Raw genomic sequence first — 15,743 nt, 5'->3', positions numbered from 1 at the left:
ATGACCATTAACTGCAAAGGCCAATTGATTGATTTAACGTCACCAAAAGTGATGGGAATTCTTAATATAACACCCGATTCTTTTTACGACGGAGGAAAATATAGAGACGAAGCTCAGATTATAAATCAGGTTGAATCCATGCTAAACGATGGAGCTACTTTTATAGATATTGGTGGTTATAGTTCTCGTCCAGGTGCAGATGAGGTTTCTGAAGTTGAAGAACTGAATCGAGTGATTCCGGTAATAGAGCTTATTTTGAAGCATTTTTCCGGAACTTTAATCTCTATTGACACATTTAGAAGCGAGGTCGTAAGACAAAGCATTGAAGCTGGTGCTGCGCTCGTTAATGATATTTCTGCTGGAAAGCATGATCACAACATGTTAGCAACCGTTGGTAAATTAGGTGTACCATACATTATGATGCATATGAAAGGAAATCCTAAAACCATGCAACAACAAACAGATTATAAAGATTTGTTGAAAGAAGTGATTTCTTATTTTGCTGAACGTATTTCTGCTGCCCATTCAGAAAAAATAAACGATATTATTATAGATCCTGGATTTGGTTTTGCAAAAACTACCGAACAGAATTTTGAACTTTTAAATCATCTAGAACTACTAAAAATGTTAGACAAACCAATGCTAGCAGGTGTATCTAGAAAATCTATGATTTATAAAACTTTAAACACTACTTCAGAGAATGCATTAAACGGAACAACGGCTCTACACATGGTAGCTTTACAAAAAGGAGCCAATATTCTGCGTGCTCATGATGTAAAAGAAGCCATGGAATGTGTGACACTTTTTAATCAATTGACTTCAAATTAAACTATGCGCTATATTTATCTACTTGTTATTTTATGTTTTTTTAATTGTAATAACGAACGTGTGTTATTACTTCCCGAAATTGAAAATGCTGAAGTCACAGAAGTTTTAGACGTCTCACCAGCTTATATTTTTTATGATGAAACGAAACCAGATTCGACTTTATTGAACCGAAAAAATTTAATAAGTACAACCAATTGGTTGGTTAATGTGGATAAACGCTTGACGTTAAAACAAGCCATTCCACACATCAAATTCTTACAAGACAAAAAACAAAATGCAGAAATGCATAAAAATGAAGATGCTAAAAATTACTTTACTTGTAATGATACTAGTATTAGTAATTTGGGGTTTTTGGAGTTTACTGAGGTAAACTATTTGAGTAGTGAAGACTCTGTTGAAGATAATTCTAATGAGCTCTGTCATCTAATAGTTTTCGACTTAACTGATATTCAAATAATTTCAAACAGTAATGCAGTATACAAAGCAACCTTAGAGAATTTAGCGAGTGTTTTAGATAAAAGCTATAAAAAAGACAAGGAGCTCAAAATATTACTACTTGCGTTCAGTGAAAACTTAATTTTTCAAGATTACATAGATATTAAGTCCATTCTAAGACCGTTTGAAAAGAGTATATCTAAAAATGAATTCATATTTAACCCTTAATTTGTTAAATTAGCAAAAAGACTAGCCTTTTGGAAAACTTACAACTTTGGGATTTTAGATTTATAGATTTTATAGATGTCTTCCTTGTTGCCATATTGCTCTATTATATCTACAAACTTGTAAAAGGTACAGTAGCTATCAATATTTTTATTGGTATTCTTATCATTTATTTTGCATGGCGCTTAACCGATTACCTCGAAATGCACATGCTTTATAGCATTTTTGATGGGTTTATGAAGGTTGGTATTATTGCGTTAATCGTTGTCTTTCAACCAGAAATCAGAAAGTTTCTACTAATGGTTGGTTCTACAAATATTGGTGGAAAGAAAAGCTTTTTCAAAAACTTTAAGTTTCTTAAAAATGATGACCAAACCTCAACTGATGTTGATGCGATTATAAAAGCATGTAATAAAATGGGTGCATCAAATACAGGAGCTTTAATAGTCATAGAACGAAATAACAATTTAGATTTTCTTACCAATACAGGTGATGAGATGAATATCTTAGTCTCGCAACCCATTATAGAAAGTATCTTTTTTAAGAATAGCCCTTTACATGATGGTGCTATAATTATAGATAATAATGTTGTTAAAGCGACGCGTGTTATACTTCCTGTAAATAACGAAAAAAACATCCCTGAACGTTTTGGGTTAAGACACAGAGCTGCTGTCGGTATCACTGAAAAAACAGATGCGCTAGCACTTTGTGTAAGTGAAGAAACTGGACAGATTTCTTATATTAAGAATGGAGATTTTGTCATGTTTAAAGACACTGACGAGCTTACAGAAAAGATTAAAAAAGATTTAGGTTAGTGGAGTGTAAGAACTGCAACAAAAAGCTAATTGATACGCAGAAATTCTGTGATGAGTGTGGCGCAAAAGTGATACAAAATCGCTTAACACCAAAAGTACTTGCAGCGCAAGTCAATGAGCAGTTTATTTCTATTGATAATAAATTTTTACGCACGTTTATAGATCTTTTCAAAAAACCAGAAGCCGTAATTGATGGTTACATTCATGGTACTAGAAAAAAATATATTGATGTCCTTCAATATTTTGCTATTTCTTTGACACTAGCTGGTATCCAAGTATTTTTAATGACAACGTTTTTTAAAGAGTCCTTAGTTTTTGGAGATGGTTTTAATGAAGGCTTTAATGCATCACAAACTAATGTAGACAACCTATTACCAAATTTTGATTTTAATAATTTTTTAAATTATCAAGGGTTAATTTATATTATCACCGTTCCATTCTATGCATTTGGAACTTGGTCTATTTATTATTTATTTAAGCAGCGTATTTATAATTTCACGGAGCATTTAGTTTTAAACCTTTACTATTCTGCTCAATTTATTATCGTCACTTCAGTTTTTAGTATACTGTTCTTATTTTTTGGATGGGACTACGTTATTGTATCTGCGTTATTATCAATTCCTTATTTCGCTTATTTATTTTTCATTCTAAAACGCATATTCAAAAATAATTTTTGGAAAACGTTGCTGAGATTTTTATTGGTTTTGACTGTTATCATGATTTCAACAACAGTATTCTTTACAATTTTAATGATTGTAATGATTATAGCATTCAACAAATGAATTGCAAAAACTGCCATACCGAATTATCAGAACAAGACGATTACTATAAAAGTTGTGGTGGCAAGATGATTAGAAAACGTCTAACACTTAAAAACTTATTTTAACATCTTAGTGATTAGTTATATAATACTTGAAGAATATCGTTTATACTTGGTTTAATGACTGGCACGTATGATCTCAATAGCTTTAAAACCAAAACATAACTTAAACCGCTTCAGCCTTTAAAAACTGAACTTCATAAAGATTTTTATAATAACCATCTTCCTTTTTTAGAAGCGATTTGTGTGTACCGATTTCAACAATTTCACCAGCATCCATAACAATAATTTTATCTGCTTGTTGAATGGTGGCTAAGCGATGTGCAATAACTATAGAGGTTCTCCCTTTAGTAATGGTATCAGTAGCATCTTGTATGAGCTGCTCTGAATAAGAATCTACAGAAGATGTCGCTTCGTCTAAAATTAATATACTTGGGTTAGTCACATAAGCTCTTAAAAACGAAATCAACTGACGCTGACCAGAGGATAACATTACACCTCTCTCTTTAACGTTGTAATGATAACCGCCAGGAAGCGTTGAAATAAAATCATGGATACCAATAGCTTTGGCAGCTGTAATAACATCTTCTTCAGTAATGTAATCATTATTGAGGGTAATATTGTTTAAAATAGTGTCTGCAAACAAAAAGACATCTTGAAGCACAACAGCGATCTGATTCCGCAACGAACTCAAAGTCATATCTTTTATATCTGTACCATCAACTTTAATTGACCCTGAATTGATTTCGTAAAAACGATTCAAAAGATTTATAATAGTAGATTTTCCAGCTCCTGTTGCACCTACAATAGCAACGGTTTCACCAGCTTCTACATTAAGAGAGATTCCTTTTAAAACTTCTTCATCTTTTACATAAGAAAACCTCACGTTTTCAAATTCAATATTACCTTTAAAATGATTGGCTTCAATAGTACCGACATCATCAATATTAGAATCTGTATCTAAAACCTTAAATACACGATCTGCAGCTACCATTCCCATTTGTAGTGTATTAAACTTATTGGCAATTTGATATAATGGTCTAAACAACATTGGAATAAACATGGTAAAAGCAATTAAATCTCCCAACGATGCTGTCTGGCCAACAACTGTATTTAAGCCACCAATCCAAATCACAGCTCCCAAAGTTAATGAGGATACAAATTCTGCAATTGGAAAGAAAATAGAATTATACCAAACGGTTTTTAACCATCCCTTTTTATGACGTTCGTTGATTGCTTTAAATTTTTTATACTCAGTCTCTTCTCTCGTGAATAATTGCAAAATTTTCATGCCAGTAACACGCTCTTGCACAAACGAATTGAGATTAGAGACCTCAGTCCTTACATCTTCAAAAGCTTTCTTCATATACTTTTGAAAAATCTTGGTAGCGAAAAGAATAATTGGCATTGTTACAAGTACAATGAGCGTTAATTTCCAATTCATATACATCATAAATCCTGCGACCACAACCATTTTTAATATATCGCTAAAGATCATAAAAAGCCCTTGCCCAAATATATCTGCAATACGCTCCATATCTGTGACAGCTCTGGTAATTAAAACACCAACGGAAGATTTATCGAAATAAGCCATTCTAAACTTAAGCATATGCTTAAACAACTTCACACGAATATCTTTAACTACCGACTGGCCCAACCAACTTGCATAATAAATGAATAGCAATTGACAAATCACTTCAACAGCAAGTAGCGCGAGCATTACAACGATATAAAAAACAAACCCGTTGTACTTCTTTTCAGCAATTTGGGTATCAATAGCCTGTTGAAGAACATAAGGTCTTAAGGCACCAAAAATAGCTAAACCAACCACACAGAATAAAGAAATCACAAAAACCGTACGATAAGGTTTTATGTACTGCAATAGACGCTTAAAAAGCGATACATCAAATATTTTTTTCTTTTTTTCTTCTGCCATCTTGTGCCGAACTTGTTTCGGTATCTCTTTCCGACCAAACGGAATTATTATTCATTAATTTTTATAGTATCTGGATAAACTATTTCTACCAAATATAGTCCATGCGCCGGAACTGAAAATCCTGCTTCGCTTCTATCTTTTGAAGCAATGATATTGTGCAAATCTTCAGGGTTGAGCTTTCCTAAACCAATACTTATGATGGTACCAACAATAGCCCTTACCATATTTCTTAAAAAGCGATCCGCCGTTATTTTAAATATCAACTGATTAGACTTCTCAGTCCAAAAAGCTTCTTTTATATCACAATTATACGTTTTTACATCTGTATTACTTTTAGAAAAGCATTGAAAATCTTTATACTCAAATAATATTTTACATGCTTCGTTCATTTTCACAATATTCAAAGGCAATGGAACCCCATATGTAAAGTCATAGTCAAAGACATTTTTTGCTGTTGAAATCTTATAATGATACGTTCTGCTTATTGCATCAAATCTGGCGTGTGCATCTGGTTTTACCTCAAATACATCCGTAACGGCAATATCGTTAGGTAAAAACGAATTCAACTTATAAATTAAATCCTTGGGCTCAAAATTTTCTTCAAAATCAAAATGAGCAAACATTTGCGAAGCGTGCACTCCTGCATCTGTTCTACCTGCTCCCATTGTAGAAATTTCACTTTTAAGAATTGTGCACAAAGCCTTTTCTAAAACCTCTTGTACTGTGATGGCATTTGGCTGATTTTGCCAACCATGATATGCTTTACCATTGTATGAAAATTCTAGAAAATATCTCAAAAGAATAGACTATTTTTGCTCAGAAGCTACAAAGATAAGCAGAATTACGAGTTAAAATCACAATATTATCTTAATGCGAAAAATCCTTCTTTTATCCGATACACATAGCTACATGGATGATGCAATACTTAAATATGTAAAGCAAGCAGACGAAGTATGGCATGCTGGTGATATTGGAGATTTGAATGTAACAGACCGTATAAAAGCTTTGAAACCATTAAAGGCAGTTTATGGTAATATTGATGATGCAAAAGCAAGAACAGAATTTCCCCTTCATAATAGATTTAAATGTGAAGGTGTTGATGTCTGGATAACGCATATTGGTGGTTATCCACCAAAATATAATAATAGAGTTAAAGAAAGATTACAATCTAATCCACCAGATATTTTTATCACAGGGCATTCGCATATCCTAAAAGTAATGCCAGATAAAAACTTGAATTTATTACATATGAATCCAGGAGCAGTAGGTAAGCATGGCTTTCATAAAATTAGAACTATGCTTCGTTTTAAAATTGATGGTAAAAACATAAAAGACTTAGAAGTTATAGAGTTTGAAAAGCGCTAAAAATGAAAAGCCCAGACGACAGTGTCTGGGCTTTTCTCACTAATACTACTAAGATTTTAGGTTCATCGTAATCGATCTACAGATTTTACAAGATCTTCATCCTTTTTAATAGCCTTGTTAGCCAAGACTAAACACACAATAGAAAAAATAGGAAGAAGAATCCCAATACCTTTCTCAGAAACGTTAGTTTCTCCAGATAAATTTAGAGATTGATAAACAAAGATTCCTAGTAAAATAAAGTTTAATATTATATTAAGTCGTCCCAACATAAACTGAGACTTCCTGTTTTTAAAACTAAAAATTGAAATAAAAGACAAAAGTGCTGATCCTAAAAATAGACCAAAATACAGGTAGTTATCTAAGGCAAATACCTTATCTCCTTGCATGTTGGTCCACAAATGAAACACAAATATTAAACCCGCTGAAATACCAGTGACTAAAACTAAATACAGTGTTTGAATACGTTGAATCATGTCCTTTACTAAAAAAGCAATGCAAAATTAGTAGTTTATTTTTTAAAAAGATAGAAATTGTTTTAAAATAATATTGTATTATTGCAATAGAAAGGAGTAACGTACTGAGTTGCATCATTCTAATCTTCCACATTAATTTCACTTTTTCTCTTTTTAAATCATTTAGAAAACTTTGAATTAATAATATCAAAATTATAATACATTATACTACATACGAATGTTTGAAATTTCACAGTTAAAAGCTAAAAAACTACCTGAACTACAGGAGTTAGCTAAACAACTAAAGGTACCAAAATACCGTTCACTAAAAAAGTTAGACTTGGTTTATCAGATTTTAGATTACCAAGCAGCAAACCCTAATGCGGTTAAGTCTAAAGTTGAAACTAATACTAAGCCAGAACCAAAACAAAACAAGCCTCAACAAAAACGAGCAAGGGTTGAAAAGAAACCTCAAGATAATAAAGACCAAAAGTCTTTAGAGTTTTCTGATAAAAAAGAGGAATCAAAACCTCAAGAGCCTAAGCATAATAATGATAAGCCTAATAATACAGATAGACAAAATCATAAAAGGCAAGATAATAAGGCTAACGATCGCAAAGACGATAATCGACGTTCTAACAACAACCAGAACAACGACAAAAGACAAAATCAAAATCGTTCTAAAGACGGCAATAAAAACCGAAATAATCACAATCAAAAAAATAATGGTAATAAAGATAACAGAAACCGTTATCGTGAACCAGATTTTGAATTTGACGCTATTATTGAAAGTGAAGGTGTCTTAGACATTATGCAAGATGGATACGGATTTTTAAGATCTTCAGATTATAATTATCTAACCTCTCCTGATGATATTTATGTATCGCAATCTCAGATTAGATTGTTTGGTTTAAAAACTGGAGATACAGTTTTAGGCCATGTGAGGCCACCTAAAGAGGGAGAAAAATATTTCCCTTTAATTAAAGTGAGTAAGATTAATGGCCAAAATCCTAATGTTGTAAGAGACCGTGTTGCTTTTGAACATTTAACACCATTATTTCCTCAAGAGAAATTTAATCTTGCTGAAAAACAAGCCACAATTTCTACGCGTATTATGGATTTGTTTGCACCTATAGGAAAAGGGCAACGTGGTATGATCGTGTCACAACCAAAAACAGGTAAAACGATGCTTCTTAAGGATGTTGCAAATGCCATAGCGGCAAATCATCCAGAAGTATATCAGATGATATTATTAATTGATGAACGTCCTGAGGAGGTAACAGACATGCAACGTAATGTTCGCGGTGAAGTTATAGCTTCTACTTTTGACAAAGAAGCACATGAGCATGTTAAAATTGCCAATATTGTTTTAGAAAAAGCAAAACGTTTGGTTGAATGTGGGCATGATGTGGTCATCTTACTAGATTCTATTACACGTTTAGCAAGAGCCTACAATACAGTACAACCGGCCTCTGGAAAGATTCTTTCTGGTGGTGTTGATGCAAATGCATTACATAAGCCGAAACGTTTCTTTGGTGCTGCTCGTAAAATTGAAAATGGAGGTTCTTTAACCATAATTGCAACTGCACTTACTGAAACAGGTTCTAAAATGGATGAAGTGATTTTTGAAGAATTCAAAGGAACTGGAAATATGGAACTACAGTTAGATCGTAAGATTTCTAACCGTCGTATTTTCCCTGCCATTGACTTAACGTCTTCTAGTACAAGACGTGATGATATTTTATTAGACGAAACAACGATTCAGAGAATGTGGGTGATGCGTAAGTATTTAGCAGATATGAATCCTGTTGAAGCTATGGAATTTATTAATGATCGTTTCAAGCAAACACGAAACAATGAAGAGTTCTTAATTTCCATGAATGGCTAGAATATCTTATTTAAAATAAATAAAAAACCTTGAACTAATTCGTTCAAGGTTTTTTTATGTAATTACTTATACTACACTCTAGTTTTATGAATGTATCATAAAAATTAGCATTAGCGTAAATTCTATAAAAACCAGAAAAATGATCTTATGGAAATTAAAAATCTACCTAGTTCAACAATTATTGCCTTCTTGATTCATATTTTTTACTAGCCAATTCCCAATCTATTTTTGTAGTGAATTCAACTAAATTCACAAAACCATCACCATCTTTATCTAAACCATAAAAATTAAGTTCTGCATTGACTGCATTACCTGCTTTGTCCGTTTTACCTTCGTAATAATTAATAAATTCTTCAATAGTTAATTTGAAATTTTCATCTTTATCTGCTTTATTAAACATAGCTATTTGCTTGTTTAAATGCTCGTCTGATACTGAATCAATCTCTGATAAATTTACATTATCTTCTAAATCTACTTCGTCGTTTGAGTATAACTCTTCTTCTATTTGCACTTCGACTTCATCATTTTGTAGTCTTAGTGCTGCCACTTTCCAATTAGGTTTTTTGAGAAACTCTTCTAGAGGAATTTTACCATCTTCATTAGTGTCGTAAGCATAGAAATTCAATTTACCATCAATAGGATTTCCTGTAGTCTTACTCATCTTATTTTTATAGAAATTCATTACTTCATTAAGACTTAGTTCTTCATTCTTGTCAACATCTATTTTAGTAAATTTTTCTGTTAGAATCTTCTGACTGTCGAATTCTTCTTTCTTTTCAGCGTTTTTACCCCATTTATTCACGAATTCTTCAGCGAGTTGCCAATCCACTCCTTGGATATATTCATCTAAAGTAATTATGCTATTTTTATTCGCGTCAAGTCCGTAAAACAATTTTTTTGCATTGATAGCTTCACCGTTTTCATCAGTTTGTGCTTTATAAAAATTAATCATTTCCCGAATGGTAACGATTTCATTTTTATCAACATCTATTAAATTAAATGTTCTAGACTCTTCATCTGCACTGTTTTGTGCATATGACATAATTCCGATTAAGAATATCGAAACTATCAATGGGGTTTTTGATACTTTCATAACTATTATAGATTAACAGGGTCTGGCAATATAAAATAATTAAAAAGTTTTGTAAGAATATTACGTTAACTTCGCCATTATATTCGATTAAAACACATATAATCATTCATTTAAAGTAATAAAAGGACAAATTAATTATATTAACTCGGAAAGATGGCACTAACTTTTCCGCAAAAGAACGACCCGCACCAGGCAGCCACTTAAAATAAAAACGCCGAAAGAAAGTTAAATTGTCTGAAATAAATGAATACCAAAGATTATCCATCTCCTCCAAATAAACCTTTCAATTTAAGACCTTAGAAATCGAAGATTTAGATTTCCCTTCAAAATCATTTCAATTTTTAAATTCTAAGGTAATTAAACGTACATACTAGACATAAAAAAACGATTTAGAGTGAACTAAACCGTTGATTATAAAGTGATTTACTTAGTAGCGGGAACTGGACTCGAACCAGTGACCTTCGGGTTATGAGCCTTACGCTATATGGTTTTATATGGTTCCAAATGTATTTATTTAGCTAATTATCAGTAAACTAACTATTTCACAAAACCACTTAAAACCATGTAAAACCACTAAATGTTTTACAAATGTTTTACAACAACTCAAAACCTTTGCGTATATTTATAGTTCCAAAACACCTATATAATATGGCAACTGTAAAGATACTCCTTTGGAAACATTACAAAAAGAAAGATGATAAATATCCTATTGCGCTCCGTATTACCAAAGACCGTAAACCGCGATATATATTTACTGGTAAATATATCTTAGAGAAAGATTGGGATCCTATTCTATGTAAGGTAAAAAAATCACATCCTAACTCTGCAAGGCTTAACAACTATCTTTTAAAGAAACTCGCTGAAGCCGACGATACACTCCTTGAAGCCACTTCAAATAATGAGATGGTTTCAACAAAACAAATACAGAAGAAAGTAAAACGAAAAGGCAAAAATGTATCGTTCTTTCAGCATGGTGCACAGCGAGTAAAAGATAAATATGACAAGGGTACATTTTCAGTTGCTCGATCTGAACTTTCAATCCTCTATAACATTAAAGAATTTATGAACCTGAGCGAAACAGTTTCAAAACAAAGCATCATAGATGGCATAAAGGAGCGCAGAAAGTCTCGTCACAAAAAGGGCATGAACCCGAAGACCTCAATTATGCTAGGAATAAAGAACTTTGAAAAAGATGAGACGCTCTATTTTTCAGATGTAGATATGGCGTTTATTAATAAATTTAAATCATTTTGTAGCACCTACCTCAATCACAAAGAGCGAACACTTACCAATCAATTAATTTTTATCCGAACACTCTATAACAATGCTATCAAAGAAGGAATAGCTAATGAGAAGTTCTATCCCTTTGCAGGAGACAAGGAAAAAATAAGAATTAAGAGCAGTCTCAAAATTGGATTAACCAAAGAAGAAGTAACTAAAATAGAAAACCTTGAAGCTGAAGTTGACAGTACTATTTGGCACACAAGAAACGTTTGGCTCTTCTCCTATTATTTCGCAGGAATACGGATTTCTGATGTTCTTATGATGCGGTGGTCAGATTTTGTTGATGACCGACTTATGTACGTCATGAACAAAAATGATAAAACAGTAAGCCTTAAAATTCCAGACAAAGCTCAAACTATCATAGACCATTATAAGAATGATAAGCAATCGAAAAATGATTTTGTTTTTCCGTTCCTCAAGAAAGCAAATCAAAAAGACGCAGAGGATGTTTTTGTAAAAGCACGAAACGCCACAAGCCTTTTTAATAAATACTTGAAACGTATCGCATCACAATGCGAGATAGATAAGAACCTATCAAACCACATTGCAAGGCACACCTTCGGAAATATTGCTGGTGATAAGATTAATCCTTTGATGTTACAAAAGCTCTACCGCCACACGGATTTAAAAACAACGATTGGTTATCAAGCCAACTTCATAAATAAGGATGCAGATGATGCACTTGATGCCGTTATCAATTAACAGAATTTTTTATCTTTAACACATGGAAGTAATTTGTTTACAAGATGAAGCCTTTTATAAGCTCATAGAAGATGTTGTAGAGCGCTTAAAAGAAAAGCAAAATATCACACACGACAAGTGGATATCACCTGAACGTGCTATGGAAGTTCTCAATATCAAAAGTAAAACAACACTTCAAAAACTAAGAGACGAGGGACAGATTACTTTTTCTCAGCCACAAAAGAAAATCATTCTGTATGACTACGACTCTATCTTGGACTATTTAAAATCACATACTAAATCATCGTTCTAATGAATATGGAAAAATACATTAAGGGTTTCAACGATGGTTATCTTTTAAAAGAGCATAAGCCAGAGCTTTTGGAGAACATTTTAAACACCACTTCTTCAAATGATTACATTCAAGGACTCAAGGATGGAGAACGTGAGTTTAAGCAACAAAAAGTAAAATCAAGAACGCAAGAGTTAGATGATTTAAAAAGTTCGAAATCTAAAAAACGTGACTTAGATTTAGAAAGATAAAATAAATTAAAATATTAAAAACTCCAGCCTTTTGCTGGAGTTTTTAATTTTCCTATTTTTAACAGATAAATTCTCCCCTTGTAATTTATAAATTAATGGCGCAGTGGTATGATATTAATATCAAACTGTTAGACGCCCTTATGAAGAATTTCAAGGTTAAAGGAAGAAAATAAAAAAATGACCAATACCTATACAAAAAAAACATTAGGAGAAACCCTAATCCAAAATATTAAAGAAAATGATAAAGCATCTATTATAGCTGCTTATTTTACTATTTATGGGTTTCATGAACTAAAAAAAGAGCTCTCTAAAATTGATAATTTAAAATTAATATTGAGTTCTGGTTTGTTTACTTACGAAGACAGACAGTTTTTTACTGATTTAACTACTGACATTAATGGTGATAGATATGAATACCGATTTAAAAATCAATTAAATATTCATAAAATAGCACAAGAATGTGCAGACTGGGTTAAAGCTAAAACTGAAATAAAATCGACCAAAATCCCGGGTGTTATAGGTACTAATTTAATACATCTCGAAGGTGAAAAATTAACTGGCATAAATATTTCAACATCAAATCTTTCTGCATCAGATTTAGGATTTGCGCCGAACGACAAAATCACAATGAACACAGTAACTCATGATCCTGAAGTTACTCAACAAATGCTCAACTTCTTCAATCAAAATTGGAACAATGAAGCTTTAATGTCTGATGTTAAAAAGGATGTTTTAGAACAATTAGAGTTGGCATACAAGGATAACACTCCTTCTTCAGTCTACTACTTCACTCTGTATAACATTTTCAAAGACTATTTGGTTGATTTAGATGAAGAAAAAATTATCAAAACCAAGACGGGTTTTAAGGATACTCTTGTTTGGAACAAACTGTATAAATTCCAAAAGGATGGTGTATTAGGAACTATTGATAAAGTTGAGAAGTATGGAGGTTGTATTCTTGCTGACAGTGTTGGTTTAGGTAAAACATTTCAAGCATTAGCGGTAATTAAATACTATGAATTAAGAAACGATAGAGTGCTTGTACTTTGCCCTAAAAAGCTTCGAGACAACTGGACGGTTTATACCCTCAATGATAAGCGAAATATTTTAGCTGAAGACAGATTTAATTATGATGTTTTAAACCACACAGATTTAAATAGAGAACGTGGTTTATCTGGAGAAATCAATCTTGAGACTATTAATTGGGGGAATTACGATTTAGTTGTTATTGATGAATCTCACAACTTTAGAAACAACAATCCAAGACGTGATAGAGAAACTCGTTATGGTAAGCTGATGAATCACATTATAAAAGCCGGTGTAAAAACAAAAGTTTTAATGTTATCTGCAACTCCTGTAAATAACAGAATGAATGATTTAAAAAATCAGGTTGCGTTTATTACTGAAGGACAAGAAACTGCTTTTTCTGAATTTGGGATAGACAATATCAATCACGTTATGAAAATTGCTCAAACGCAGTTCAATAAATGGCTAAAAAATCCTGATGATAATAAAAACACATCTGAATTATTGGAATCTTTAGATTCAAGATATTTCAAACTTCTAGATTTAATTACCATAGCTCGATCTCGAAAACACATAGAACGTTATTATGATTTAAAAAACATAGGAAAATTTCCAGAACGTTTACTGCCTAAAAATGTAAAATCAAATATTGATGTGCTTGATGAATTTTCGTCTCTTCAGGACATTAATAGAGCGATTAGAAAGCTTAACCTCAGTGCGTATTCGCCACTTAAATATGTTCGTCCTGACAAACAAGAAGAATACAATAGAAGTTATGACTTAACTCTTGAGTCTGGGAGTGTCTTTAAGCAAGTTGATCGTGAACAAAGTTTGATTCATTTAATGCGTGTTAACTTATTAAAGAGAATGGAAAGTTCTATTAACTCTTTCGGTTTAACTCTTGAAAAACTATTAGGTAAAATCGATATTCTGTTAGATAAAATTCAAAATGAAGAAGATTATTCTGATGATGATTTATCTATTGAAGACATTGATACAGACGACCCAACGCTTGACGATTTCTTGATTGGCAACAAAGTAAAAGTGTTAATTCAAGATTTAGATTTAGTACGCTGGAAACAAGACCTTGAAGAAGACAAATCACGTCTAAGCAAACTTTCCGAAGAAACCAAAACAATTAATGCGGATAGAGATGCTAAATTAATTCAATTAAAAGAACTGATTCACAATAAAATTAATCAACCTCTGAATGAAGGAAATAAAAAGGTAATTATATTCACTGCTTTTGCTGATACAGCAACATATCTTTATAACGATATTAGTAAATGGGCTAGTGATCAGCATCAAATAAATTCGGCTTTGGTTACAGGAAGCGGAAGCAATAAAACGACCATGAAAGGTGTTAGAACAGACCTTAATGAATTGCTTACTAATTTCTCTCCGCAATCCAAAGAACGAAATAAAATCTATCCTGAATTAACAGAAGAAATAGATATTTTAATTGCTACTGATTGTATTTCTGAAGGGCAAAACCTTCAGGACTGCGACTACTTAATTAACTATGACATACATTGGAATCCAGTTCGTATCATCCAAAGGTTTGGACGTATTGACCGACTTGGTTCAACCAACACTCAAATTCAACTTGTAAATTTCTGGCCTAATATGGAGCTGGATGAATACATTAACCTTGAAGCGAGAGTAAGTGGTCGTATGGTGCTGTTAGATATTTCTGCAACTGGTGAAGAAAATGTGATTGAAGACAATGGAGAGATGAATGATTTAGACTACCGAAGAAAACAGTTACAACAAATGCAAAATGAAGTTGTTGATTTAGAAGATGTACATGGAGGTATTTCCATAATGGACTTCACGTTCAATGATTTCAAAATGGATTTAATGGAATACCTGAAAGAACATGAAGGCATACTAGAACAAACACCTACAGGTATTCATGCTGTAACTAAAGTAAATATTGAAGATTTACCAGAAGGTGTGATTTTCTGTTTAAAGCAACGTAAGAAAAACAAAAAAGAAGAGCATCACAATCCTATCGACCCATATTTTCTAACTTATGTTAGCTCTGAAGGAGAATTAGTTTTGAGTTTTACTCAAAGCAAAAAAATTCTTGATGTATATCAAAAACTGTCATCAAGTGAAACAGAAGTATTCGTTGATTTGGTTAATGATTTTAAGAAGGAAACCAAACAAGGAAAAGATATGAGTGATTATGTTGAACTTCTAGAATCAGCGGTTCAAGAAATTGTTGGTAAAAACGAAGAAAAGGGAATTGCAAGTTTATTCACTACTGGAGGAACCGCAAGTCTTAATGAAGAAATACGTTCACTTGATGATTTTGAAGTGATTTCTTATTTAGTAATAAAAAATTAG

Annotated in this window: 14 protein-coding genes; 10 read left to right on the top strand and 4 right to left on the bottom strand. The window is 32.3% G+C overall.

What is annotated here, in order from left to right; translation table 11 throughout:
* Genes folP through SJY34_RS15325 form a run of 4 tightly spaced genes read left to right on the top strand, consistent with a single transcriptional unit; the run spans position 1 to position 3,085 of the window.
* Positions 1-828 (top strand): dihydropteroate synthase, encoded by an 828-nt coding sequence (folP, locus tag SJY34_RS15340; protein ID WP_400077150.1) that lies wholly within the window; start codon positions 1-3, stop codon positions 826-828.
* Between the two features lie 3 nt (positions 829-831).
* Complete coding sequence (locus SJY34_RS15335) at positions 832-1,491, top strand: hypothetical protein (protein ID WP_400077149.1); 660 nt, start codon at positions 832-834, stop codon at positions 1,489-1,491.
* A 29-nt stretch (positions 1,492-1,520) separates the two neighbouring features.
* Positions 1,521-2,303: a diadenylate cyclase CdaA gene (gene cdaA, locus SJY34_RS15330; RefSeq protein ID WP_400077147.1), complete on the top strand. Its 783-nt coding sequence runs from the start codon at positions 1,521-1,523 to the stop codon at positions 2,301-2,303.
* On the top strand, positions 2,303-3,085 hold the full coding sequence (locus SJY34_RS15325) for a DUF3667 domain-containing protein (RefSeq protein ID WP_400077145.1): 783 nt from the start codon (positions 2,303-2,305) through the stop codon (positions 3,083-3,085). Before cdaA ends, SJY34_RS15325 begins: the two co-directional genes overlap by 1 nt.
* Positions 3,086-3,289: 204 nt before the next feature.
* On the opposite strand, the gene SJY34_RS15320 is transcribed toward SJY34_RS15325, so the two are convergent.
* Positions 3,290-5,059, bottom strand: coding sequence for an ABC transporter ATP-binding protein (locus tag SJY34_RS15320; protein ID WP_400077143.1), 1,770 nt, complete (start codon positions 5,057-5,059; stop codon positions 3,290-3,292).
* Positions 5,060-5,106: 47 nt separating this feature from the next.
* Complete coding sequence (gene truA / locus SJY34_RS15315) at positions 5,107-5,856, bottom strand: tRNA pseudouridine(38-40) synthase TruA (protein ID WP_400077142.1); 750 nt, start codon at positions 5,854-5,856, stop codon at positions 5,107-5,109.
* Positions 5,857-5,929: 73 nt separating this feature from the next.
* Here truA and SJY34_RS15310 point away from each other — a divergent pair, with 73 nt between their 5' ends.
* Positions 5,930-6,424: a metallophosphoesterase family protein gene (locus SJY34_RS15310; protein ID WP_400077141.1), complete on the top strand. Its 495-nt coding sequence runs from the start codon at positions 5,930-5,932 to the stop codon at positions 6,422-6,424.
* 62 nt (positions 6,425-6,486) lie between these two features.
* Here SJY34_RS15310 and SJY34_RS15305 read toward each other — a convergent pair whose 3' ends face one another.
* Positions 6,487-6,897 carry a DUF4293 domain-containing protein gene (locus SJY34_RS15305; RefSeq protein ID WP_400077139.1) on the bottom strand — a complete coding sequence of 137 codons (411 nt, stop codon included), beginning with the start codon at positions 6,895-6,897 and terminating at the stop codon, positions 6,487-6,489.
* A 217-nt stretch (positions 6,898-7,114) separates the two neighbouring features.
* On the opposite strand from SJY34_RS15305, the gene rho reads away from it, so the two are divergent.
* Positions 7,115-8,764: a transcription termination factor Rho gene (gene rho, locus SJY34_RS15300; RefSeq protein ID WP_400077137.1), complete on the top strand. Its 1,650-nt coding sequence runs from the start codon at positions 7,115-7,117 to the stop codon at positions 8,762-8,764.
* A gap of 178 nt (positions 8,765-8,942) precedes the next feature.
* Here rho and SJY34_RS15295 read toward each other — a convergent pair whose 3' ends face one another.
* Positions 8,943-9,857, bottom strand: coding sequence for a hypothetical protein (locus SJY34_RS15295; protein WP_400077135.1), 915 nt, complete (start codon positions 9,855-9,857; stop codon positions 8,943-8,945).
* Positions 9,858-10,505: 648 nt separating this feature from the next.
* On the opposite strand from SJY34_RS15295, the gene SJY34_RS15290 reads away from it, so the two are divergent.
* From SJY34_RS15290 to SJY34_RS15275, 4 genes are all read left to right on the top strand, one after another.
* On the top strand, positions 10,506-11,843 hold the full coding sequence (locus tag SJY34_RS15290) for a tyrosine-type recombinase/integrase (RefSeq protein ID WP_400077133.1): 1,338 nt from the start codon (positions 10,506-10,508) through the stop codon (positions 11,841-11,843).
* Positions 11,844-11,865: 22 nt separating this feature from the next.
* Positions 11,866-12,135, top strand: a complete 270-nt coding sequence (locus SJY34_RS15285) for a hypothetical protein (protein ID WP_292944507.1) — start codon at positions 11,866-11,868, stop codon at positions 12,133-12,135.
* Positions 12,136-12,140: 5 nt separating this feature from the next.
* On the top strand, positions 12,141-12,365 hold the full coding sequence (locus SJY34_RS15280; RefSeq protein WP_400077131.1) for a hypothetical protein: 225 nt from the start codon (positions 12,141-12,143) through the stop codon (positions 12,363-12,365).
* 177 nt (positions 12,366-12,542) lie between these two features.
* Positions 12,543-15,743: a helicase-related protein gene (locus SJY34_RS15275; RefSeq protein ID WP_400077129.1), complete on the top strand. Its 3,201-nt coding sequence runs from the start codon at positions 12,543-12,545 to the stop codon at positions 15,741-15,743.

The sequence above is a fragment of the Winogradskyella sp. R77965 genome (assembly GCF_044594915.1).
Lineage (GTDB): Bacteria > Bacteroidota > Bacteroidia > Flavobacteriales > Flavobacteriaceae > Winogradskyella.
Note: the sequence above shows the minus strand (reverse complement) of the source record. Positions and strands in the feature narration are given on the sequence as shown.